Genomic DNA, 23,499 nt, shown 5'->3' with positions numbered 1-23,499 from the left:
GAGACGGGCCGGCAGCGGCTCAATCCCAAGGAGCTACCATGTCGCGCGTTCTAGACCGCCGCCAATTGCTGCGCGGTGCCACTCTTGCAGGAGGCGGTGTTGCGCTGTCGGCATATATGCCGGCATGGGCGCAGCCTGTTTCCGCTGGTATTGTGAAGCCGCTGCCTACTGTATCGGGTGATGAAATCCGGCTCCGGGTCGCGCACCAGATGATGATGATCGACGGACGGCAGAGCCACGCCATCGGCATTAACGGCACTGTGCCCGCACCGCTGATCCGGCTGCGGGAAGGTCAGACCGTGCGGCTGCATGTCGAGAACGGTCTTGATGAGCAGACCTCGTTGCACTGGCACGGCCTGATCGTGCCGTTCCAGATGGACGGCGTGCCGGGCGTTGCCTTCCCCGGCATCGATAAGCGCACGACCTTCACCTACGAGTTCCCGATCGTGCAGGCCGGCACCTATTGGTATCACAGCCATTCCGGGTTGCAGGAGCAGATGGGGCTCTACGGCCCCATCGTGATCGACCCCAAGGGCGTTGACCCGATCCAGTCGGATCGCGAGCACGTTATCGTGCTGTCCGACCACAGCCAGCTCCACCCGCATCGCATCTTCATGAAGCTCAAGAAGCAGTCGGGCTATTTCAACCGGCAGCAGCAGACGCTCGCCGGCCTGCTCAAGGGCGAGGACCAGCCGCTCAAGGATCGCCTCGATTGGGGCAAGATGCGGATGGACCCGACCGACGTCGCCGACGTGACGGGTTCAAACTACACCTATCTCGTCAACGGGCATGGGCCGCAGGACAATTGGACGGGGCTGTTCAGGCCGGGCGAGCGGGTGCGGCTGCGTGTCATCAATGCGTCCGCGATGACGACCTTCAACGTCCGGATTCCGGGGTTGAAGCTGAGCGTTGTCCAGGCGGACGGCCTCAACGTCCGTCCCGTTGAGGTCGACGAGTTCCAGATCGGCGTGGCCGAGACCTACGACGTGATCGTCACTCCATCGGACGAGCGCGCCTACACGCTGGTCGGTGAGAGCGTGGACAGGTCCGGCATGGCGCGCGCAACGCTAAGCCCCCGCGAAGGCATGGCCGCTGAAGTCCCTCCACTTCGCAAGCGCCCTGTCGCCACCATGAAGGACATGGGGATGGACATGAACATGGATATGTCGGGCGGCGGTTCGATGCAGGGCATGGACCATAGTGGCATGCCTGGAATGGATCACGGATCAATGGCCACGGCTGAAAAGCCCGCCGCTGCGATGGACCACGCGCAGATGGACCACGGTGCTGCCGGTGCCGGCGCGGGCGGAATGGCCGGGATGGATCACGGCGCGATGCAGTCGGGTGCTACGATGCCAGGCATGGCAGGTGCGCCCGACGCCGCAGGTGGTATGGCAATGGGCGGCATGGCGGGCATGGACATGAACATGCGCGACTTTTCGAAAGCGCCGGGCGTGAAGAAGGGGCCGGGTGTCCAGACCATCTCGCCGATGCCGATGGATCGTACCGGCGACCCCGGTCAGGGTCTGGAGAATGTCGGGCATCGTGTGCTGAATTACCGCGATCTGGTCGCGGTCGATCGCAATCCCGATCTGCGCGCGCCGTCGCGCGAGGTGCAGATCCACCTTACCGGCAACATGGAACGCTACATGTGGGCGCTCGACGGTGAAAAGCTGTCCGAGGTGAAGGCACCGATCCCATTTCTTGCTGGCGAGCGCGTCCGCGTCACGCTGGTCAACGACACGATGATGGGCCACCCGATCCACTTGCACGGCCACTTCTTCGAATTGGTGACGGGGCACGGCGCGTACAGCCCGAGAAAGCATACCGTCATGGTCCAACCGGGGGGCAAGGTCAGTTGGGACGTGACCGCCAACGAGGGCGATTGGGCATTCCACTGCCACATGCTCTACCACATGCACGCGGGCATGATGCAGGTCGTCCAGGTCCGTTCGGCGAAGGGAGAGGCGGCATGAAGGCGCTGCTTCTCGCCGGGATCGGCGCGCTGGTCGCCACGGCACCTGCCACGGCGCAGACGATGGACCATTCAATGATGCCGGGCATGAGCATGCCGGGCATGAAAATGCCGGCGAAAAAACCGACCGCTAGATCGAGACCGGCCACAAAGCGGGCCCCTGCCAAGAAGGCAGCGACTAGGAAGGTCCCGGCAAAGCGTCCCTCCAAGCCTGCAGCCGATCCACATGCCGAACACACGATGCCCGGCATGGACATGAGCGGTGCGAACGCGGCCGATCCGCACGCCGGCCACGACATGTCCCAAATGTCAGGCATGAACCCTGCTCCGGCTACCGCAACAGGCGAGCACACCGGCCATGATATGTCGGCGATGCCCGGCATGGATATGGCACCCGGCCAGCCAACGCAGCATGACATGTCTTCAATGCCGGGAATGGCGACCGTGCCTGTCGGTACAGACCTGAAGCCGGGCAATGCGCCCGCGCCTGCACCATCTCCGGTGCTGGCAGCGTCTCGCTATTACGGCGAGGCAGCCATGAGCGATGCCAACCGCGACCTGCGCCGCGAGCATGGCGGAATGACCTACTACCAAGTGCTCTTCAACCTTGCCGAGTATCAGGCGCGCAAAGGCGGGGACGGCTATCGATGGGATGGCGAGGCTTGGATCGGGGGAGACATCAACCGTCTCACCCTGAAGAGCGAAGGCGAGGGCACATTTGGCAAACCGCTCGAAGCGGCCGAGGTGCAGGCGCTCTACAGCCGTGCGCTCGATCCCTATTGGAACCTTCAGGCGGGCGTCCGCTACGACTTCAAGCCGAACCCTTCTCGCACCTACGCGACGGTCGGGATCGAGGGGCTTGCGCCCTATTGGTTCGACGTCGAGGGGGCACTGTTCCTTTCTGACAAGGGCGACGTGCTTGGCCGAGCCGAGGCATGGTACGACGAGCGAGTGACACAATTCTTCGTCCTTCAGCCTCGCGTGGAAGCCAACTTTGCAGCCCAAGACGTGCGCCAGGACGGCATCGGATCGGGGCTTACGGACCTCGAACTCGGGCTCAGGCTGCGCTACGAAAAGTCGCGTGAGTTTGCGCCCTACATCGGCGTGTCGTGGGAAAGGCAATTCGGCGACACGGCACGCTTCACGAGAGCACGCGGTGATGACACGGGCGGCTTCAGCTTCGTTGCCGGCGTGAGGACCTGGTTCTGAGGAGCGGCAGGCTCCGCCTTCATGTCGGTGCCAGCAAGCTTCATCGCTGGCTGGCACTGATTATCGGGGTGCAGCTACTGCTCTGGTTCTCCAGCGGCTTGTTGATGAGCATCCTGCCGATCGAGCGGGTACGAGGAGAACACCTCGTTGCACGCGAGAACACGGCGACGATCGATCCGGCTCAGGAGTTTGCTTCCCCGGCATCGGTGTTGGGCGCTGCCCCCGGCCCGGTGCGCGAACTGCGCTACACGACCTTGTTCGGACAACCCGTCGCCGAGTTGACGATGGCTAACGGCACGGTCCGGATGCACGACGCCCGGACCGGTTTGCCGATGCAGCGTATCGATGCGCCCTTTGCGCTACGAGTTGCACGCGCGGCATATCGCGGCCCCGGTGTCCCTGTTGCGTCCGTCATGTTTGCTCGAACAGCGAGCACGGAGTTTCGTGGCAAACTGCCGGTCTGGCGTGTGGAGTTCGAGGACGCCGAGACGACGCGCGTGTTCGTGTCACCGGAGAACGGTAGGATTGTCGGTGTCCGAACGGGTACGTGGCGGCTCTATGATTTTTTCTGGGGCCTCCACATCATGGACTGGAAAAACCATGAGAACTTCAACACCCCTTGGATGATGGCATTTGCAGCTGGGGGGCTAGCCCTTGCGGTGGCAGGCGTGGTGCTGCTCTACATGCGCTGGCCGCGCCGCAGGCAAAGAAAAGTCCAAGGGGTGCACGACGTTGCCGCGTAACTCTCTCTAGGTGGGGGATACCTCGGGAGAACGACTATGAAGACCATTACCACGATCGGCATGTTAGCCGCAGCGCTCGCCGCCAGTCCGCTTGCCGCACAGAGCAGCATGGCGGGCATGGATCATAGCCAGATGCAGGGAATGGATCATTCCAAGATGATGAATGATCCGGGCAATCCTTACGCCGCATCCGAGATGGACATGCATCAGAAGATGATGGCCGCGAAGCAGGGAGACGCATCGGAGATGTGGACCCGCAAGATGATCGAACATCATCGTGGAGCCGTTACCATGTCGCGCGTGGCGCTTCGGGACGCGAAGGATGCCGACACGAAGCGGATGGCGCAGATGACCATTACGAAGCAGGAAAAGGACATCGCCGAGCTTCAGGGCTGGCTCAAGTCGCATGGCAAGCGCGCCCAATAAGGCCGCTGGCAGGAACCCCGCCCCCGGGCGGGGCTTCACCAAAGGAGTTTAGCAATGAAGTTTACGATCCGGAGTGCGATCGTCGCCGCAGCGATGATGACCCCGGCTGTGGCCTTAGCGGCGAACAGCATTGCCATGCACCGCGATCCAGGGTGCGGCTGTTGCGAGCAGTGGGCCAAGCAGGTCCGTCAGCAGTTCGGGCGCAACGTGCAGATCATCGATGACGCTCACCGCGATGTGCTTCAGCGCAAGATGGGTGTCCCCGCCGACCTCAGTTCATGTCACACCGCGGTAGTCGACGGTATGGCATTTGAGGGCCATGTACCGATTGCCGACATGAAACGGGTGCTTGCCCAGCATCCCAAAGGCGTAAACGGGCTTGCCGTGCCGGGTATGCCGGTGGGATCACCTGGCATGGAAATGCCGGGCATGAACGCACAGCCCTATGAGGTGATCGCGTTCGGACCAACCGGACGCAAGGTGTTCGCCCGCCATTAAAAGAGGGAGGCGCGGACGCCTCCCTCCCATTTACTTTTCATGCCCGACATGTCGTGGCCGGCATGGTCTTTACGCCTGCCGCTTTCATGTCGGTGCAGGGCGTTGTCGGAATCGATAGTGGTTTGAAGATCGTGAGAGCTTTCATAACTTAACATATCCGCTATGCCGGATGCATGGATAACGATTCGGCTATCATTGCGCTTGGTGCGCTCGCGCAAGGCACACGCCTCGACGTGTTTCGCCTGCTGGTTCGCCACGAACCGGACGGCATGGCGGCGGGTGAAATTGCCCGTCAGCTCGACGTGCCGCAGAACACCATGTCCGCGCACCTCGGCATTCTCGCGCGCGCCGGCATCGTGCGCTCGGAACGGCATAGCCGGTCGATTATTTACCGTGCCGATCTAGACGGGCTGCGCGCGCTAACGCTGTTCCTCGTCAAGGATTGCTGTGCCGGCTCGCCTGAACTGTGTGCGCCGCTCCTGGCCGAACTCACCCCCTGCTGCTGAAAGGACGCCCCGTGGCCGTCGATATCGTGATCTATCACAACCCCGAGTGCGGCACGTCGCGCAACACGCTGGCGATGATCCGCAATGCTGGCATCGAGCCGCACGTCATCGAATATCTGAAAACCCCACCCTCGCGCGCGTTGCTGGTCGAGCTGATCGACCGCGCCGGGATCACGCCCCGCGATCTGCTACGCGAGAAGGGGACGCCCTATGCGGAGCTGGGCCTTGGTGACGATGCGCTGTCAGACGACACGCTGGTGGACGCGATGATGGCGCATCCGGTCCTCATTAACCGGCCGCTGGTCGTCTCGCCGCTCGGCGTGAAGCTGTGCCGACCGTCCGAAGCGGTCCTCGATCTGCTGCCTGATGCCCAACAGGGCGCGTTTGCCAAGGAAGACGGCGAACAGGTTGTGGATGCTTCGGGCCAGCGCATCGCCTGATGCTGCTCGCGTTCGCTATCTTCGTCGTCACGATCGCGCTCGTCATCTGGCAGCCCAAGGGCCTGGGCATCGGCTGGAGCGCGCTAGGCGGCGCGGCCGTCGCGCTACTCGTCGGGGTCGTTTCGCTCTCTGACGTGCCGGTGGTGTGGGGCATCGTCTGGAACGCGACCGCGACGTTCGTCGCGATCATCATCGTCAGCCTGTTGCTCGATGAAGCCGGGTTCTTCGAATGGGCGGCGCTCCACGTTGCGCGCTGGGGCGGGGGGCATGGTCGTCGGCTGTTCGTGCTGATCGTCCTGCTCGGGGCGGCGGTGTCGGCGCTGTTCGCCAATGACGGCGCCGCGCTGATCCTGACGCCGATCGTCATCGCGATGCTGAGGGCCCTGGGATACAAGGACAAGGCGACGCTGGCGTTCGTCATGGCGGCGGGGTTCATTGCCGATACCGCAAGCCTGCCGCTGATCGTCTCCAACCTCGTCAACATCGTGTCGGCCGACTTCTTCCGGATCGGCTTTGCCGATTATGCCTCGGTGATGGTGCCGGTCGATCTGGCGTCGATCGCCGCGACGCTGGTCGTGCTGCTGCTGTTCTTCCGGCGCGACATACCCGCCAGCTACGATGTGGCGCAGCTCCGCGCGCCCGCTGATGCGATCCGTGACCATGCCACATTCAAGGCGGGCTGGGTCGTCCTCGCCCTGCTGCTCGCCGGCTTCTTCTTGCTCGAACCTATCGGCGTGCCGGTCAGCGCCGTCGCTGCTGCCGGTGCCGTGCTCTTGCTGGTCATCGCCGCGCGCGGCCATGTCATCCAGACGCGCAAGGTGCTGGCCGGCGCGCCGTGGCAGGTCGTGATCTTCTCGCTCGGCATGTACCTGGTCGTCTATGGCCTGCGGAATGCCGGACTGACCGACCATCTTGCCGGCCTGCTCGATCGCACCGCGCAAGGCGGCGTTTGGGGTGCGGCGTTCGGCACCGGGATCATTGCCGCGCTGCTGTCGTCGGTGATGAACAACATGCCGACCGTTCTGGTGGGTGCGCTGTCGATCGACGCGACGCACGCCACGGGCGCGATCAAGGAAGCCATGATTTACGCCAACGTGATCGGGTGCGACCTTGGCCCGAAAATCACACCGATTGGCTCGCTCGCGACGCTGCTCTGGCTGCACGTCCTCGGGCAAAAGGGCATTCGGATCGGCTGGGGCTATTACTTCAAGGTCGGCGCGACGCTAACGATTCCGGTGCTGCTGGTAACGCTCGCGGCACTCGCGATCAGGATCAGCATGGGATGACGGCACTCGTATATCTGGCCGCGTCGCTCGCGGAAATCGCAGGCTGCTTTGCCTTTTGGGCATGGTTGCGGCTGGGCAAATCGCCCCTGTGGCTGGCTCCGGGCGTGGTATCGCTTGTGCTGTTCGCCTGGCTGCTGACACGCGTGGACAGCGATGCAGCAGGGCGGGCCTATGCAGCCTATGGCGGCGTCTACATCTGTGCATCGCTGATCTGGCTGTGGGCTGTCGAAGGGGTGAGGCCCGACCGCTGGGACGCTGGTGGAGCGACACTCTGCCTGATCGGCACCTGTATCATTCTGCTTGGCCCAAGGACCGCCTGATGCCGCTTCGCGCCCTCTCTGACCCCGATCATCTACCCGCCCTTGATCGGCGCTATGCGCTCGATCGTCCTGCCCTTGGGCTGGGCGCTGGTGATCCACCTCCGCGCATACTGTTGCTCTACGGCTCTTTGCGGGAGCGGTCCTTTTCGCGGTTGTGCGTTGAGGAAGCCGCTCGCCTGCTGCAATTCTTCGGCTGCGAAACGCGAATCTTCGATCCTTCGACGTTGCCGCTGCCCGATCAGGTGACGGGGGACGATCACCTGGCCGTCCACGAGCTACGCGAACTGTCGATGTGGTCGGAGGGGCATGTGTGGTGCAGCCCCGAGCGCCACGGCCAGATCACCGGCATCATGAAGCTGCAAGTCGATCACCTGCCGCTGTCGATGGGTGGGATGCGCCCGACGCAGGGCCGCACGCTTGCCGTCATGCAGGTGTCGGCCGGATCGCAGTCGTTCAACAGCGTGAACACCCTGCGCGTCCTCGGCCGTTGGATGCGAATGGTGACGATCCCAAACCAATCGAGCGTCGCGAAGGCGTTTGCGGAGTTCGACGAAAGCGACCGAATGAAGCCTTCGGCCTACTATGATCGGATCGTGGATGTGATGGAGGAGCTGGTGCGCTTCACGGTCCTTCTACGCCCGCACACCACGCAGCTTGTTGATCGCTATTCCGAGCGAAAGGAGGCAGATGTGCCGATCGATAGCGCCACGGACCTTTCGAGCATCGCAACCTCGCCAACGTACCGGAAAGGCGAGTAAAGTTCTCTTAGTGTGGCGAACCGCTCCTCCGACATTGTGCATCACTGAGTGTGCTTCTAGATGCATCCAATGAAACGCCGGGCTCGCCCATTCTCCAAGATATTGCGTTCCATGGCGTTTTTCGTCCTGGCAGTGATGTTGCTGGTCCGGCTTGGCCCGCTCTGCGAGACGATGGCGATGGCCGCGCCTCCGGCTGCGTCCGCGATGATGGACTGCGCCAGCAAATCAGCAGGCGCTCCCATCAAAAAGGCACCTGCGTCGGCCTGCGCCATACCGTGCGTTGCGGTTGCCGGCGAAACCGTCGAGCATATCGGGCTGGTTCCGTCCTCCCATCTATCGCCTTGGCCAGCTCCACAGACGGGCCTTTTGGGCATGGCATACGCTCCGGCCACGCCCCCTCCGCAAACCGTGTGACGTCGAACACCATCACATGTAAATTTCGGAGAATATCATGACCAAGTTCAAGCTCATCAGCGCTGCCTTCGCCCTCACCCTGTCGACTGGCGCATTCGCCGCTGTCGCCAATTGCTGCGCCGACATGGCGTGCTGCAAGGACGGTGCGGACTGCTGCAAGGATGGCGCAAAAGCCAAGGCCGCGGACTGCTGCGATCATGCCAAGGGCGGCATGAAGCACGGCTAAAAGCTGGATAGGGGCGGGCAGCCGCCCCTATTTTCCTAGTCTACATCTACCCGCCGCGGCACGCCGTCGCGCCATGGTCGCTGTGACGAGCGGAGAGTTACCCGTAGGGTTGAGGCTCTTCCCCGAACCGCATCCATCGTTCGGCCCATCTCGCGTGCGATTACCGCCAGAGTCTGCTTGGCCTCGATACGCCGACGAAGCTCGACGTCATCATCATTGGTCCAAGACGTTCCACGTCGAGCGGTCAGCCCAAAAACTCCTCGATCAGGAGCAATCCCAAAAAGCCGATGAAAAACATGGCGCTGATAAGCGGGGTATCGGGCTTCTCGTGCGCCTCCACCAATAGCTCTTCCGTCACAAGGTAGAGCAGCGCCATCAAACCGAAACTGAGAAACCCGGCGATGACGACGGGCGGAAACGTCGCAACGGGAGTCGCTATCGCCGCACCGATCGGCAGCAACAACGCGATCCCCATCGTAATCGCGATGATCCGCGCCTTGGACTTGATCGTCTCGCCCAACTCGGTGGTCACGGTCAGTCCGAGAAACAGCACCTCCAACGTCAACGCGATCGTCAGCAACACGCCGGCCTTCCCGCCAGCGACGAACGCCAACCCGAGAACAAGCCCGTCGATCAGGATGTCGACCGCGACCGCACCGAGCATGGCGATCGGTCCACTGGCGCGACCCTCAAGGGCTTTGAGCGACAGCATCACGAGAATGCCAAGCGCGCCGCCTGTGAATGTCGCGATCGGTGAACCTTCGTGCATCACCTGGGGCAGGATCTCGGCTGCCGCTGCGGCGAACACGACGCCTGCCGCCAAGTGCTGCATGGCGCTTACGAAGGCATCACTTGGCCGTCTCGATACCGCGAATAGCGAGCCGATCAGTACGGCGACGACGGGAATGAGCGTGAAGGCAACGGCCTGCATAGCTTAAGCCCTCACGCTGTCATGACTCAAAGGCGGCAGTTCGATGTGTCCCCCTGATGGGGCTGGCAGCTCGCGCCGTCCGAAACGAGCGTAGAGCGTCGGCAGCACGAACAAGGTGAGCAAGGTTGCGGATATCAGGCCACCAATGACGACGGTCGCCAGCGGCTTTTGCACCTCGGCTCCAGCACCATGACCAAGTGCCATCGGCACGAAGCCAAGCGACGCAACGAGCGCCGTCATCGCAACTGGCCGGAGCCGCGCCAGAGCGCCTTGATGCGCCGCTACCGCACGACCCATGCCTTGCCGCATCAGATCATGGATGGACGACACCATGACCAGCCCGTTGAGAACCGCGACACCTGATAGCGCGATGAAGCCGACTGCCGCTGAAATGGAGAACGGCATGCCTCTTAGCACCAGCGCAAGGATGCCTCCGACCAGCGCCAGCGGAACGCCGGTAAACACGATCAACGCATCCCTGACGGAGCCAAGCGCGCCGTAGAGCAGGAACATGATGACCACGAAGCAGATCGGCACCACAACGCTAAGCCTATCGCGGGCAGATGCCAGGTTCTCGAACTGACCGCCCCATTCGAGATACGTGCCAGGCGGCAATTTCACCTGAGCGTCGATGGCTGACCGGGCATCAGCCACGACACCGGCCACGTCTCGATCGCGCACGTTGGCCTGCACCACGACACGCCGCTTGCCGTTCTCGCGGCTGATCTGGTTGGGACCATCGACCACGGCGATATCCGCCACTGTCGATAGCGGTACGAAGCCGCCACTGCCGGTCGGCACCGGCACCTGAGCAACCGCCGTCAGATCGGATCGTGAGCTTTCGGCCATCCGGATCACGACGGGGAAGCGACGATCGCCTTCAAAGATCACGCCAGCCTGTCGGCCGCCAATGGCTGCGGCAACCGTGTCCTGCACGTCACCCGCCGTCACCCCGACGCGGGACATGGCAGTGCGGTTCGGCCGGATATCGAGCATCGGCAAGCCTTCGGTTTGTTCAACCCGCACGTCTGCTGCACCCCGCGTCTTTCGAAGGATGCCGGCTATCCGATCTGCGGTCGCGTTCATCTCGCCAAAGTCGTCGCCAAAGACCTTGATCGCGATGTCGCCGCGCACGCCTGCAATCAGCTCGTTGAACCGCATCTGGATCGGCTGAGTGATCTCATAGGCGTTGCCGGGCAGAGTGGAGAGCCGCTTTTCCAGCCGCTCGACCAGCTCTTCCTTGGACAGGCCGGGGTCGGGCCACTCCTTCTTCGGCTTCAGGATGACGAAGGTGTCGGTCGCGTTAGGCGGCATCGGGTCCGATGCGATTTCGGACGTGCCGGTGCGCGAGAAGGCGAAGCGGACCTCAGGGGCCTTGGCGAGTGCCTTTTCCACCTGGAATTGCATCGCCTGGCTCTGATCGACCGATGTGCCCGGGATGCGGACCGCCTGCACGAGGATGTTGCCCTCATCGAGCTGCGGCAAGAACTCCTGCCCCAATGTCGTAAAAGCGGCCCCGGCGAGTGCCAGCGCACCGATCGCGACGCCGATGGTGAGGGTGGGTCGGCGCATTGCCGCATCAAGTCCCGGCTCATAACGTTTCCGGAGGAAGGTGACGACGCGGCTTTCCTTCTCCTCGACCCGCTTGCTGAGACAGATCGCAATCGCTGCCGGTATGAAGGTCAGCGATAGGATGAAGGCGAACACCAGAGCGATGATGACCGTGAGCGCCATCGGCTCGAACATCTTGCCTTCGACACCCGTGAAGGTGAGCAACGGCGCATAGACAAGGATGATGATAGCCTGCCCGTACACCGATGGCCGGATCATCTCGCGCGCCGACGCCGCGACAATCCCGAGACGTTGCTCGATGGTCAGCACGTCATCACGACCATGCTGCGCCTCGCCCAAACGCCGTAATGCGTTCTCCACAATAATGACCGCGCCATCTACGATCAGACCAAAGTCGAGCGCACCAAGGCTCATCAGATTTGCGGAAACGCCCGCCTCCAACATGCCGATGCTGGTCAGCAGCATCGTGATCGGAATGACGCAGGCCGCGATCAGCGCCGCGCGGAAATTGCCAAGCAGCGCAAACAGAACGACGATTACCAGCACCGCACCTTCGGCGAGGTTGCGGGCAACCGTCGAAATTGTGGAGTTCACCAGCTCGGTCCGGTTCATGACCGGCTTCACGACAACATCGACCGGCAAAGAGCGGCCGATCTGCGTCAGCCGTTCGGCAACGCCGGTCGATACCGTGCGGCTATTCTCCCCGATCCGCATAACCGCGGTGCCGACGACAACTTCATGGCCGTTTTCTGACGCCGATCCCATGCGTAGCGCCTGCCCGGTGCGAACGGTCGCGATCTGGTTAAGCAGGATCGGAACGCTCTCGCGGGTGGCAACGACGGTACGTGCCAGCTCGTCGGCGTTGCGAACACGCCCATCCGATCGAACCGCCAGCCCTTCTCCGTTGCGGTTGACCACGCCAGCGCCCGCGCTGGTATTGCTGCGCTGAAGGGCGGTGGTGAGATCCTGAAGCGTTAGCCGCATTGCCGCCATGCGCTGTATGTCCGGAATAACGAGATATTCCTTGGTGTAGCCACCAAGGGAGTCGACGCCAGCAAGCCCGGCCGTGCTTTTGAGCTGCGGCGTGACGATCCAATCCTGTACGGTGCGCAGATAGGTCGCCTTGTCGGCGTCGCTGACAAGGTGATCCCCCTCGGGGGTGATATAGCTGGCATCGCGCTGCAAGCCGGGTTCGCCGTTGCGGTGGTGAACTTGGTCCAGCTCGCGATATTCGACCGTCCACATGAAGATATCGCCGAGGCCCGTAGCGATCGGCCCCATCTCGGGGTTCACACCTTCGGGAAGGTCTTCCTCAGCGGTTCGCAGACGTTCCGCGACCTGCGCTCGCGCAAAGTAGATATCGGTCTTTTCACCGAAAACCGCTGTGATCTGGGCAAAGCCATTGCGACTTAGCGAGCGGGTATATTCAAGGCCAGGAATGCCCGCGAGCGCGGTTTCGACCGTGAACGCAACCTGCTTCTCGATCTGATCGGGGGAGAGGGCAGGAGCAACGACATTGATCTGCACCTGGTTATTGGTGATGTCGGGTACGGCGTCGATCGGAAGCTGACGCAGCGCGCCAATCCCGAGCAATGCAGCCGCGATGGTGAGAAGCAGGACGAGCCAGCGCTTCTCGACGGAGAGGGTGACGATGCGACCGATCATGGCTCAGTCCTCATCCCCGCCTGCACCCTTGCCGAGTTCGGCCTTGAGCGTGAAGCTGTTGGTGGAAGCGATGCGCTCCGAGCCGGTAAGGCCTGCCGTTACGGTGACTTGCCCGCCGTTGGTGCGACCAAGCGTCACGGGAATTGCCCGGAATCCTGTCGCAGTGCGGACGAACACGAACGACTTGTCCTCGATCATCTGCACTGCGGCCGATGGCACGGCGACGGTGCGGTCCCCGGTCGCAGGAACGAGGATCGATACGTTGACCGTTTCGCCGACGCGCCATGTGCTGCCGGCGTTGTCGAGGGTAGCGATCACCGGCACCAATCGGGTCGTCTCGTCCAGAATGGGGGATACGAACGTGACGCGCCCCTCCTGACGCCGCCCCGGTGCCGTCACTTCGACACGCACGCCGGGTTTCACCCGACCGGCATCGGTGGGGACGAGTGAGGTGGTTACAGTGACCTTCGACAGGTTGGCGACGCGGAACAGCTCTGCATCGGCCGCGACCGCCTGCCCGAGTGTAGCGGATCTCGCGATGACCTGGCCGGCGATCGGCGAGCGAACCGCGATGCGGTTGAGCGCGCCGCCTCCGCTGCCCGTCGCTGACAATTGCTGCTGCGCGAGGCGAAGGGCAATGCTGGCCTCCGTCGCTGCCGTCCGCGCTGCGACCAGATCCTGCTCTGGCGAAACACGTTCAGCGAACAGGCGCTGTTCGCGGCGAAGGTTTGATTGGGCGAGTGCGGAACGCGCGCGCGCGGCTTCTACCTCCGCTTTCAGTGATGCCGCTTCCCGGCTTTCGATGATAGCCAGCGGGTCTCCCCGGCTGACTGACTGCCCGAGATTGCTGGTGAGGGAAACGAGCCGACCGCCTACGGAGGTGGACACAACCTGCACACCCTGAGGATCGCCCTCGATCGTTGCCGATAGCTCGATCGCTCCGGCCACGCCGCCTACTGTAGGACGCGTAACCTCTATCCCGGCATCCGCAATCTGCTGCGCGGACAGGGTGACGATATCCTTTGGACCCTCCTTGGCTTCGCTGGCCTCGGCACCTTCGGTCTTCTCGGCTCCGGCTTTCTCACCGGCCTCGCCGTTGCCACCCCCGCCGCATCCGGCAAGGAGGACAGCCAGGGTCACAGGCGCGAGCGCCCGCATGATGGTCTTCGTCATTGATTGGTTTCCTCGGTCGAGGGCGCTGCGGCAACGAGCCGTTCGAGGCGTGCCTTGGCGTCGTGATAGGTGGCGAGCGCATCGATCGCGGCGGTTCGTGTTTCGGACAGGGTACGTTCGGCATCGAGCAAATCGAGCTGACCGAACTTGCCCTCCCGGTAGCCGATCCGGGCGATCCGAGCGGCTTCGCTTGCCGACGCCAATGCCGGCCCGCTGGCGTTGCGAGCGGTCGTCGCGGCATTCGCGACGTTCGCCTGTGCGCTTGCGATATCCTGCGCGGTATCCAGCTCGGCCGCGCGACGTAGCGCCTGCGCCTGATCAGTCTGCGCCCGCGCCTGCGCCACTGCCGCCTTGCCGTTGTTGAACAGTGGGAACGGGATCGACAGCCCGAACACCGCTGCCACGTCGTTCGTAGCCTCAAGCCGTCGTGCGCTGGCGCTGAGTGTCACGTCGGGAATGCGCTGCGACCTAGCAAGCCGCACCTGTGCCTCTGCCGTTGTCACGTCCGCGCGTGTCGCCGCCAATGCCAGCGTCCCGGCGGTCTCGATCGGCCGCGCTGGACCAAAGCCCTCGACACGGCCGAACCACACCAAGTCCAACGGTCCCGTGAGGGGTTGGCCGATCCGTCGGGCAAGATTGCTTCGGGCGACCTCGGCAAGCCGCTCTGCGCGCTCCACAGCCGTCTCCGCGTTGATCCGCAATACATCGGCGCGCTGCTGTTCGAGCGGTGATGCTCGCCCCGCTTGAACGCGGACGCCGGCTGCGCGCGATGCTTCGCGGGCGATACCGGCCTGCTCGCGCGCGGTCACCAGTCGGCGTTCCGCTGCGGTCGCCTCGATGTAGAGCTGCGTGATGGCAAGCCGTAGATCAGCCTCGGCCAACGCCGTGCCTATCCTCGCTCGATTACCAATCGCATCTGCGACAGCGATCCGTGCCGATCGTTTGCCACCCAACTCGATCGGTAGTGCCAGACCTGCCGTTGTCTCGGCGCTTCGAAGACCGCGATATTGGCCGCTGCCGGCAATGTTCTCGGTCTCGGCGACGATCGACGGGTTCGGGCGGTAGCCGGCAACCGTGCGGCCTGCTTGTGCTGCCCGGACGCCAGCCGTGGCAGCCTCAAGGCTGGGGGCGCTGGCTCCGGCAAGCGAAAGCGCCTGCTCAAGGGTGAGCGGGGGACTGGTCGATGTTGGATCGGCTGACTGCGCCTGTGCGATCGACGCGCACGACGCCACGGCCAATAAGGCCGCAATAAAACGGTGCATGGGTAACGGACTCCTGACGAACCTTGGGCATCCGCACGGGCTTTCCCGGCGGAATTAGGCGTTGGTCAGGCTTGGGGAGGACGTAGGGCTGGGTCCGACGCTACCGGGGCCTTGGGCGCATTGCGCCACATCGATGCAGTCATACGAACGCTGCTGGCTGGTCCGGTTGAATCGGACGCGATCGGCACGCCGACATGATGGCCGTGGCAACCACCATGATGGTGAGGATAAGCCTTGTCGGCGTCTGCCGGCACTTGGTCGGCATCGCCGTCGCAATGATCGAGGGAGCTGACCGCTGTGGTATCAACGCACGTCACGCCTTCGGTCGCATGCGCGACTGATCCAAGCCCGAGCATAAGCACGAGCATGAAACTGAGGAACAGGGCGGAGAGGCGGTGCATCGGCCCGCGCCTTAGCAGCTTACCGACTGCCATGTAACGACTGCTGGTAAGTAGCGGGGGCGGGTGAGGGCTCGCTACGCATTTCGGCGCGTGCCTGCCGCATGATCTGAACACCGCCCGATATTCCCAACACAGCCATCAAGGTGGCGACGGCGAGATCAGGCCACGCGCTGTTGAGGCCGAACACTCCGCCTGCGGCCAGTACGACGGCGATGTTGCCAATCGCGTCGTTACGCGAGCAAATCCACACTGACCGCATGTTCGCATCACCGCTTCGAAAGCGGTACAGCATGACCGCGACTACAAGGTTCGCGATCAACGCGGCGATGCCGACCACGCCCATAATTTCGGCATGGGGCGTTGCTTCGTGGAGCGCCCCCCATCCCGCCGCGAACAAGACATAGACGCCTAGCAAAGCAAGCGTCGCCCCCTTCAACATCGCAGCGCGTGCGCGCCAGGCTATCGCCATTCCGGCAACGCCAAGGCTGATTGCGTAGTTCGCAGTATCCCCAAAAAAGTCGAGCGCGTCGGCTTGCAGCGCCTTCGATCCACCCGTGATGCCGGCAACGATCTCGATAACGAACATGCCGCCATTGATGGCGAGCGCAATCCATAGCGCGCGCCGCCACTTAGGGTCGTTGAGAGTGTCCGCCTTGTCGGACGCGCAGCTTGTGCAGGCCATATTCGCCACCTCGATAGAATCGATCTGACAGCCTATATGCACCCTCTAGTCGCTAGAGGGTCAAGCGCTGTGTCTGAGAAACTGACGATCGGAAAACTGGCTGGTGCGACCGGCACGAAAGTCGAGACGATCCGCTACTATGAGCAGATTGGCTTGCTGCCGGCTCCTGAGCGATCGGCGGGGAACTATCGGACCTATGAGGGCGCGCATCTACGCCGCCTGTCCTTCATCCGTCGCGCGCGTGATCTTGGCTTTTCAATCGATCAGGTGCGCGAGCTTATGGGGCTTGCCGATCGGCGCGATCAGTCCTGCATCGCCGTCGATGTCGTTGCCAACCAACACCGCGACGCGATTAGACGCAAAATTGCAGACCTCACCGCGCTTGCTGGTGAACTCGACGCGCTAATAGATTCCTGTAGCCGCAACACCGTCGCCGACTGCCGGATCATCGAAGCACTTGCCCCTTCCGCATAGCGCATCGCTGCTGTCCGGTGGAATGATCGGCTTGCACCGCTTGGGCACTTCAATCCGTGGAGCTGACGATCGCACTTCTTGCCGCCACGTCATCCCGACTGATCTCGATGGTACAGCGCACCGTCTTCTTAGTCCTCACAGCTATCTTGTAGCAGGCTTGCACAGCCTTGCGATTTGCGGTGATGATCCGATCGGCTGCCGCGATGTTGGCGAAAGCATCCGGCCCAGCAGCTCGCATGAGGCGCTGCCCGGCTTCCCATTTCGGTAGGTCAAGCGTGCGCGCTGCCATCCACTCGGGCACCTGCCACTTCCCCGGGAGCTCGCGCGCGATGATCCCCGGCACGATCGTCCATAGCAGCGCCCCGCCCAGGCACGCTCCCGCACCGACCTGCCACAAGGTACGGCGCTGCTCGTCCGCACGGCGGGCAGAACCGCCGATACCGTGCAAAGCGGTCGTCGCCTTGTCCATCTTCTCACCGGCGGTCGCGATCATGCGCCGATCCTCGTCGCGGGCATGGCCGCCAGCCGCGACGATCCGGTCGGCGACATAGCGCGGCGCGACATTGTCCTCGGCCGTTTTCGCCAGCACGCCGACATTTTGCATGGTCGCGTTGAGCGCCTTCGCCATTTTCCCCAGCGTCTCGCTGTAATCGGGTATCTCCGGCACCTCGGCGCGCTCCGCGGACAGCCGCTCGACGGCGCGGCGCAACAGCGCAAGCTCACCGCGGACACCTTCAAACGCCTCCGCTGCGGCGTCCGGTTCGTGATCGTCACTCATGCACTTCTTCCCCTTTACTGCATGAAACCACAAACCGGATCGTACCCGAAAGCACGAACCGTCACCGGCTCATCCCCCGATCCCGGTCGCGCCCACGATCGAGCGACGACGACAGCGCATCGCCGATCGACCGCTCGCTTTCCTGCTTCAGCGCCAGGTCGGGTGCATGGCGACGCAGTGCGGATTCGAGCTGCGGGTCACGGTGCAGCCCGCCCGCCGCCTTCTCCATCCGCTCGCGCAACCGCTCGGCACCGGCACTGTCGCCGGCCCGCTCCATGCCTGCCCGCGCCTGCTGCATTTTCTGCCAGCCTTCCACGAACCGCTCGGCACGCGCGTCCGGGTCTAGCCGCACACGCTTCTCGTCGGCCATCGCGCGTGCCGCGCCAACTGTATTGCCGCCCGACACCTGCTCGATAAGCTTCGGATCACGCGCAAGCGCCGATGCAAGGTCGCGCGCGGCATGGGGACGGGTCGCGTCCAGCCTCTCGCCAGCCTTCTGCAAAGCGCTCTCCTGATGCGGCAGCACGGGCAGACCCTTGTTGCGCATCCGGCCGATATCGCCCGCGGCACGTGCATAGCGTTCGATCGCCTTGGCCTGAGAGACGTCCAAGGTGGTGTTAATCGGACCCCCCTGGCTGCGATCACGGGCGGTGTTAATCGGACCCCCCTGCCCGTGATCGCGGGCAGTGTTAATCGCCCCCTCTTTCGCGACAGCCGGCTTTGGCCGGAAACCGGCAAACATGCCCTTGGCCTTGTCGCGCACCTTCTCGACCATCTGGCGTGCGAGTTCCGGGAACCGGATCTCGCGCCGATCGGCGAACGCCCGCGCCTGATCCTGCTCGGGCTTAGCGTAATCGCCCGCCATGTCCTTGCCGCGTTCGCGCGACAGAGCGCGAACAAGCTGGCGCTGGTCGGTGAAGTCGTCGCGGCCATAGTGAAGCTGCACGTCGTCGCGGTGCCGCGACATGCCGACATAGGCGCTGTGGCGGTCCATGCCCGGAGTGGCGAGGACATGGGCGCGATCGACCGTCACGCCTTGGGATTTGTGGAACGTCGCCGCATAGCCGTGATCGACATGGGCATAATCCTTGGTGTCGAACGCGACCCCGCGCCCGTCATCGAGGCGCACCGCCATGCCCTCGGGCGATACCCGCTCGATCGTCGCCAGCGTGCCGTTCTTGACCCCCATGCCGCGCTCGTTGCGAAGGAACATGATGCGGTCGCCGGTCGCGAACTGCCGCTCGCCGCGCTCGGCCTTCACCGTCACGTCATCGCCAAGGTCGCCGCTCGCGCGCAACCGGTCGCGCGCCTCGCCATTGAGGCTCTGCACCTCGGCGTTGGTGTGGGTGAGGATGATGCGGCTCTTGCCCGGCTCGGTCTGGCGCGCGCGATCCCAACCATCGACCAGCGCGCCCCGCGCCGCCTCGCGCGTGTCGGCCGCGTGGACCGTGCCCTTGCCGTCATAGGCGTGGATCGCCTCGCCGGTGCGCCCGGTCGCCAGCGCACGTGTGGCGTCGCGCTGCCAGTCCTCGCGCTGCCGGCGTATCTCGGTGATCTCGGCCGCGCCGTGCCGCTCGGTGACGCTGCGGAACGCCGCGCCCGCCTCGATCGCCTGCAACTGCTCAGGATCGCCGACCATCACGACCTTGGCCCCAGCATCGCGTGCCTGGGACAGCACCCGCTCCATCTGGCGCGAGCCGATCATGCCAGCCTCGTCCACTACCAGCACGTCCTTGGGGCCTAGCTGCTCGCGGCCCTGCCCCCATGCGTGTTCCAGGCTAGCGATGGTGCGGGACTGGATGCCCGATCCGCCCTCAAGGTTCTCGGCCGCAATGCCCGACAACGCCGCGCCGCGAACCGTGTAACCCTGCCCCTCCCATGCCTCGCGCGCCACGCCAAGCATCGCCGACTTGCCGCTGCCGGCATAGCCGACGACGGACGCCAGCCCCGCGTCGCCGGTCACATGATCGAAGGCGTCGCGCTGCTCGCCCGACAGGACAAGGCCACGCCCCTCGGCCGCGCCGATCGCGACGTCACGATGCCGATCGGCGACGCCATGCTCGCCCCGGCCCGCCAGATCGTCGCCGGCACGCTCAAGCCGGTTCTCCACCGCAATCATGTCGCGCGACGTGAACCGCTCCTGGTCGCGTCCATCCTTCCCCAATGCGACCAGCTCAGGGCTGGCGCGCACCGCCCCCATCACCTGGTCGAACTGCTCCTTGCCGTCGCTGTGCCGGAACGCGAACGTCGCAAGGTCACGGACGGTGAACGTGGCCTGCTGCCGCGTGAGGGCGTCCAGCGCGACATTGGGATCGGCGATGATCTTCTCGCCGTTCTCACGAGCGATGCGCGTGTGATCCTCGATCCGCTCCGCCTCAAGCCCCTGCTCCGGACGACGCGATGCGGCCGGGCCGATCTTGTGCTGCGGCTCCAGCCCGATCCCCTGCGCCTCGTAACTGCGGTGGTCGATGCGACCCTCAATCCCCAGCTCGGCCATGCGCTCGTTAACGTGAGCGCTCCACGCCTCGCGCCAGTCCTTCAAAAGCTCGGTCGAGTTCCAGTCGCGGTTCTTCTTCCCGAACCCCTCCAGCCCCACGTCGCGCATCGCAAGCATGACATGCGCGTGCGGCTTGGGCGTGCCGTCCTTCGCCTTGTCCCAATGCACGTTCAGATCAGCGACCATCCCGCGATCGACAAACTGCTTCTTCACGAAATCGCGTGCGAGCTGGACGCCCTGCTTCTCGTTCATCTCACGCGGAATCGAGAACTCCACCTCACGGGCAAGCTGCGCGTCCTTGCGCTTCTCGCCTGCCTCAACCTCGTTCCACAGCGTCGTGCGATCGTTTAAACGCTCTGGTGCGCCCTCCGGCAACATCACCTCGGAGTGAATCACGCCCGCCTTGTTGCTGAAGTCGTGATCGCGGTTCAACCGATCGTCGTGCAGCTCAGATGCGGAACGATAGGCGGCGCTCGCGACGGCGCTCGATCCGTTTGCGCGGCTCACAACTTTGGCGGAGAAATGATAGATCGCCATGACGCTCCGCACACTGCCCTACTTAGCGCACGTCGGCAACGACGTATAAGCGCGCACTCACAATCTGCTTTGCATCTCCTGATTGACTTGGTGCTGCTTTTGCTCGTTCTAGCTTTACCCGCACGATAGGTGGGCTAAGATACTACTGATCGATACGCGGAAGGGTGAAAGCGATGCGGAAGGTTCGCGATTACGATGCCGAACTGAAGGCGCTGGGTGACAAGGCCCGCGCGCTCAAGGTGAAACGGGTCGAACAGCTCGGCCAACTCGTCGCCGCGACGGGAGCCGATGCGCTCGATGCGGAAACCCTTGCCGGCGTGCTGCTCGATGCGATCGGATCAAAGGACGCGGACGCGAAGGAGGCATGGCGCGCAAAGGGCGCGGCCTTCTTTCAACGGCGCGGGCGGAAAGGTGGCGGCGCTGCTGCAATCGACGGATCGGGCGCTGCGACTGAACCGGGCGGCAACGCTGCGGGCGGAAGCGGCGGAACGTCGAACAGATAACAGGGGCTGGGTCGTGCAACGTCGCGAACGCACACGCCACCTGATTGAGCTGGGCGGGCTGGTCCAGAAAGCCGGATTGGTCGAGCTGACCGACGACGATCGCGCTACCCTCTACGGCGCGCTGCTCGATCTCGCCGGGCGTGGTCACGGCGACGAGGCCGGCGACGTGCTGGCGCTGTGGAAAAGACGCGGAAAACGCGCGTTCGACGCGGAGGCTGAAGGGAGCGAAGCGCAATGAGCGATTTCGATATTGAGGCAATCCGTGGCCAAGTCCGCGCGATGGATTTCGTACGCGGCACGCCGGCGGAAATCGCGATGTGGCATGAGGACATGGCGGACTCTCGCGCTAACCTGGTTATCGAGGACATGATCCCGTCACCGAACGACGATGCGTTCTTCGCGATGATGCTGGACGAGGGCGTGCCCCCTCCCCTCGTCTCGCAAATCCTGCTCCGGCTGCTCGATCATCCCGACGCCGATCGATCGCTGCCGATCACGCCGATGGAAGCGCACTGATGCCCCGGCGACGGATCAGCCCGCTGTTCGCGGTCTTCGTCGCTTTCGTGGTGCTGATGGCGAGCAACGCCTGGCTCAAGAGCATTTTCGGTTATGGCGAGATAGCGACCGACATTCCGTTCCTGCTGGCCGGCGCGGTCCTGTTCCTGGCCTGGCGGTTCAACCGGCGGGCTGCCAACCAGCGTAACGATCTGCTCGGCTCCGCCCGCTTCGGCGACCGCGCCGACGTACGGAAGCTGGAAGCGAACGGGGATCTTCTGATCGGCCGTTCGGCCAAGTCGGGGAAGCTGCTGCACTACGACGGCGCGGCGCACCTGCTGACAATGGCACCCACCCGCTCGGGCAAGGGCGTCGGGACGATCGTCCCTAACCTGCTGCTGCTCGATCGCTCGGTGATCTGCATCGACCCCAAGGGCGAGAACGCCCGCGTCACCGCCCGCGCGCGTGCCGCCAAGGGCAAGGTCTGGTGCCTCGATCCGTTCGGCGTGTCGGGTCAGCCCCCTGCCCGCTACAATCCACTCGACCGGCTTGACCCCGCCAGCCTCGATCTAGCGGAAGATGCCAACACCCTCGCCGATGCGCTGGTGCATGACGCGCCGGGGCAATCGGGCGAAGCGCACTGGAACGAGGAAGCCAAGGCGCTGATCGCCGGGCTGATCCTGCACACCGTGGTCCACGAACCCGCCGATCGCCGCGTGTTGGCGACGGTGCGCGACAAGCTGACGCTCGCCCCTGCCGGCTTCGCCGCGCTACTGGCCGATATGCAGGACAGCGCCGGTGCCGGTGGCCTGATCGCTCGCGCCGCCAACCGCCAGCTCGGCAAGTCCGACCGCGAAGCTGCCGGCGTGCTGTCCTCGGCGCAGCGCCACACCCACTTTCTCGACAGCCCGCGCATCGTCGCCAGCACGGCCGCGTCCGATTTCACCTTCGCAGGATTGAAGGACACGACCGCCACCGTGTTCTTGGTGCTCCCGCCCGATCGGCTCGATACCTATGCCCGCTGGCTGCGCCTGCTGGTGAGCCAGGCCGTCACTGACATGGCCCGGTCCACCGCCCGCCCTCCCCGGCCTGTGCTGTTTCTGCTGGACGAGTTCGCCGCCCTCGGTCGCCTCGAACCGGTCGAACGCGCGATGGGGCTGATGGCAGGCTATGGTCTTCAGCTCTGGCCTATCCTTCAAGACATGCACCAGCTCAAGGCCACCTATGGCGAGCGGGCCGGCACCTTCATGTCCAATGCGGGCGTAATCCAGACGTTCGGGGTGAACGACCATGCCACCGCCGACATGCTCTCCCGCACGATCGGCGACACCACGATCGAATATGATACCGTCAGCACCTCGCGTGGCACGGGCTGGGGCGATAATCGCGCCGGCCCTTCGGAAAGCATCAGCGGGCATATCTCCGCGCGGCGGCTCGCCACGCCCGACGAAATTATGCGGATGCGGCCCGACCAGCTCCTGTTGCTGCGCCAGGGCGAACACCCGCTCGCGGTCGAGAAAATCCGCTACTACGACCAGCGCGAGTTCGCCGGGCTGTTCGATCCGGCGTGATTGAGCCCCGCTGGGGACATTCACCGTGATAGGTATCCCAAGGCCCCCGAAAGCTCCTCTCCTGCCCTCACCGCACGCTTGGGCGGCTTTAGCGAACGGATTCCGTGCCACCCGCCCCAACTTCTTTCTCGCCTAGCTAGCGGCGCTTGCGCCGCCT

23 protein-coding genes are annotated in these 23,499 nt (G+C 63.9%); 16 read left to right on the top strand and 7 right to left on the bottom strand.

The genetic code is table 11. The features are described 5' to 3' along the window. Window positions 1-38: 38 nt before the first annotated feature. The 11 genes from C8J26_RS19750 (at window position 39) to C8J26_RS19695 (ending at window position 8,801) form a co-directional block, all read left to right on the top strand. Window positions 39-1,976 carry a copper resistance system multicopper oxidase gene (locus tag C8J26_RS19750; protein WP_056405756.1) on the top strand — a complete coding sequence of 646 codons (1,938 nt, stop codon included), beginning with the start codon at window positions 39-41 and terminating at the stop codon, window positions 1,974-1,976. Then, window positions 1,973-3,184, top strand: coding sequence for a copper resistance protein B (locus C8J26_RS19745; RefSeq protein ID WP_055763326.1), 1,212 nt, complete (start codon window positions 1,973-1,975; stop codon window positions 3,182-3,184). The genes C8J26_RS19750 and C8J26_RS19745 overlap by 4 nt, the downstream gene beginning before the upstream one ends. Then, on the top strand, window positions 3,175-3,927 hold the full coding sequence (locus tag C8J26_RS19740; protein ID WP_055763323.1) for a PepSY domain-containing protein: 753 nt from the start codon (window positions 3,175-3,177) through the stop codon (window positions 3,925-3,927). Before C8J26_RS19745 ends, C8J26_RS19740 begins: the two co-directional genes overlap by 10 nt. 36 nt (window positions 3,928-3,963) lie before the next feature. Further along, window positions 3,964-4,353 (top strand): DUF305 domain-containing protein, encoded by a 390-nt coding sequence (locus C8J26_RS19735; RefSeq protein WP_235516307.1) that lies wholly within the window; start codon window positions 3,964-3,966, stop codon window positions 4,351-4,353. Window positions 4,354-4,407: 54 nt separating this feature from the next. Continuing rightward, window positions 4,408-4,851: a DUF411 domain-containing protein gene (locus C8J26_RS19730; RefSeq protein WP_055763320.1), complete on the top strand. Its 444-nt coding sequence runs from the start codon at window positions 4,408-4,410 to the stop codon at window positions 4,849-4,851. Between the two features lie 173 nt (window positions 4,852-5,024). After that, the gene (locus C8J26_RS19725; RefSeq protein ID WP_055763316.1) at window positions 5,025-5,357 is read left to right on the top strand and encodes an ArsR/SmtB family transcription factor; all 333 of its coding nucleotides are present in this window, start codon (window positions 5,025-5,027) and stop codon (window positions 5,355-5,357) included. Between the two features lie 11 nt (window positions 5,358-5,368). Next, the gene (arsC, locus tag C8J26_RS19720) at window positions 5,369-5,797 is read left to right on the top strand and encodes an arsenate reductase (glutaredoxin) (protein ID WP_082446616.1); all 429 of its coding nucleotides are present in this window, start codon (window positions 5,369-5,371) and stop codon (window positions 5,795-5,797) included. Next, the gene (locus C8J26_RS19715; protein ID WP_055763311.1) at window positions 5,797-7,083 is read left to right on the top strand and encodes an arsenic transporter; all 1,287 of its coding nucleotides are present in this window, start codon (window positions 5,797-5,799) and stop codon (window positions 7,081-7,083) included. The genes arsC and C8J26_RS19715 overlap by 1 nt, the downstream gene beginning before the upstream one ends. After that, window positions 7,080-7,403, top strand: a complete 324-nt coding sequence (locus C8J26_RS19710) for a YnfA family protein (RefSeq protein WP_055763308.1) — start codon at window positions 7,080-7,082, stop codon at window positions 7,401-7,403. Before C8J26_RS19715 ends, C8J26_RS19710 begins: the two co-directional genes overlap by 4 nt. Next, window positions 7,403-8,161, top strand: a complete 759-nt coding sequence (arsH, locus tag C8J26_RS19705) for an arsenical resistance protein ArsH (RefSeq protein WP_055763304.1) — start codon at window positions 7,403-7,405, stop codon at window positions 8,159-8,161. Before C8J26_RS19710 ends, arsH begins: the two co-directional genes overlap by 1 nt. Window positions 8,162-8,612: 451 nt before the next feature. Continuing rightward, window positions 8,613-8,801, top strand: a complete 189-nt coding sequence (locus C8J26_RS19695; protein ID WP_041394287.1) for a hypothetical protein — start codon at window positions 8,613-8,615, stop codon at window positions 8,799-8,801. A gap of 244 nt (window positions 8,802-9,045) precedes the next feature. Here C8J26_RS19695 and C8J26_RS19690 read toward each other — a convergent pair whose 3' ends face one another. The 5 genes from C8J26_RS19690 to C8J26_RS19670 all read right to left on the bottom strand — a co-directional run bounded on the left by C8J26_RS19690 (window position 9,046) and on the right by C8J26_RS19670 (window position 16,487). After that, on the bottom strand, window positions 9,046-9,732 hold the full coding sequence (locus tag C8J26_RS19690) for a ZIP family metal transporter (RefSeq protein WP_055763298.1): 687 nt from the start codon (window positions 9,730-9,732) through the stop codon (window positions 9,046-9,048). Window positions 9,733-9,735: 3 nt separating this feature from the next. After that, complete coding sequence (locus tag C8J26_RS19685; protein ID WP_056677697.1) at window positions 9,736-12,969, bottom strand: efflux RND transporter permease subunit; 3,234 nt, start codon at window positions 12,967-12,969, stop codon at window positions 9,736-9,738. A gap of 3 nt (window positions 12,970-12,972) precedes the next feature. After that, the gene (locus C8J26_RS19680) at window positions 12,973-14,142 is read right to left on the bottom strand and encodes an efflux RND transporter periplasmic adaptor subunit (protein ID WP_055763292.1); all 1,170 of its coding nucleotides are present in this window, start codon (window positions 14,140-14,142) and stop codon (window positions 12,973-12,975) included. Further along, entirely contained in the window at window positions 14,139-15,404 is a 1,266-nt protein-coding gene (locus C8J26_RS19675; RefSeq protein ID WP_055763290.1) for a TolC family protein, read from the bottom strand. The genes C8J26_RS19680 and C8J26_RS19675 overlap by 4 nt, the downstream gene beginning before the upstream one ends. 420 nt (window positions 15,405-15,824) lie before the next feature. Continuing rightward, a complete protein-coding gene (locus tag C8J26_RS19670) occupies window positions 15,825-16,487 on the bottom strand; it encodes a cation efflux transmembrane domain-containing protein (protein ID WP_055843156.1) in 663 nt (220 codons plus the stop codon). A gap of 36 nt (window positions 16,488-16,523) precedes the next feature. On the opposite strand from C8J26_RS19670, the gene C8J26_RS19665 reads away from it, so the two are divergent. Continuing rightward, window positions 16,524-16,961, top strand: a complete 438-nt coding sequence (locus C8J26_RS19665; protein ID WP_056677700.1) for a MerR family transcriptional regulator — start codon at window positions 16,524-16,526, stop codon at window positions 16,959-16,961. A gap of 49 nt (window positions 16,962-17,010) precedes the next feature. On the opposite strand, the gene C8J26_RS19660 is transcribed toward C8J26_RS19665, so the two are convergent. After that, window positions 17,011-17,739 carry a DUF6118 family protein gene (locus C8J26_RS19660; protein WP_192143182.1) on the bottom strand — a complete coding sequence of 243 codons (729 nt, stop codon included), beginning with the start codon at window positions 17,737-17,739 and terminating at the stop codon, window positions 17,011-17,013. A gap of 61 nt (window positions 17,740-17,800) precedes the next feature. Continuing rightward, the gene (traA, locus tag C8J26_RS19655) at window positions 17,801-20,773 is read right to left on the bottom strand and encodes a Ti-type conjugative transfer relaxase TraA (protein ID WP_056677703.1); all 2,973 of its coding nucleotides are present in this window, start codon (window positions 20,771-20,773) and stop codon (window positions 17,801-17,803) included. 173 nt (window positions 20,774-20,946) lie between these two features. Between traA and C8J26_RS19650 the strand changes: the two genes are divergently transcribed. Genes C8J26_RS19650 through C8J26_RS19635 form a run of 4 tightly spaced genes read left to right on the top strand, consistent with a single transcriptional unit; the run spans window position 20,947 to window position 23,342 of the window. Then, a complete protein-coding gene (locus C8J26_RS19650) occupies window positions 20,947-21,276 on the top strand; it encodes a conjugal transfer protein TraD (protein WP_107960088.1) in 330 nt (109 codons plus the stop codon). A 13-nt stretch (window positions 21,277-21,289) separates the two neighbouring features. Beyond that, entirely contained in the window at window positions 21,290-21,514 is a 225-nt protein-coding gene (locus C8J26_RS19645; RefSeq protein ID WP_107960086.1) for a conjugal transfer protein TraD, read from the top strand. Continuing rightward, a complete protein-coding gene (locus C8J26_RS19640) occupies window positions 21,511-21,792 on the top strand; it encodes a hypothetical protein (protein ID WP_107960085.1) in 282 nt (93 codons plus the stop codon). Before C8J26_RS19645 ends, C8J26_RS19640 begins: the two co-directional genes overlap by 4 nt. Next, window positions 21,792-23,342 (top strand): type IV secretory system conjugative DNA transfer family protein, encoded by a 1,551-nt coding sequence (locus C8J26_RS19635; RefSeq protein WP_107960083.1) that lies wholly within the window; start codon window positions 21,792-21,794, stop codon window positions 23,340-23,342. The genes C8J26_RS19640 and C8J26_RS19635 overlap by 1 nt, the downstream gene beginning before the upstream one ends. The last annotated feature ends 157 nt before the right edge of the window (window positions 23,343-23,499 follow it).

The sequence above is a fragment of the Sphingomonas aurantiaca genome, from assembly GCF_003050705.1.
In the GTDB taxonomy this organism is placed as follows: domain Bacteria; phylum Pseudomonadota; class Alphaproteobacteria; order Sphingomonadales; family Sphingomonadaceae; genus Sphingomonas; species Sphingomonas aurantiaca.
This window is presented reverse-complemented; position numbering and strand designations above follow the sequence as displayed.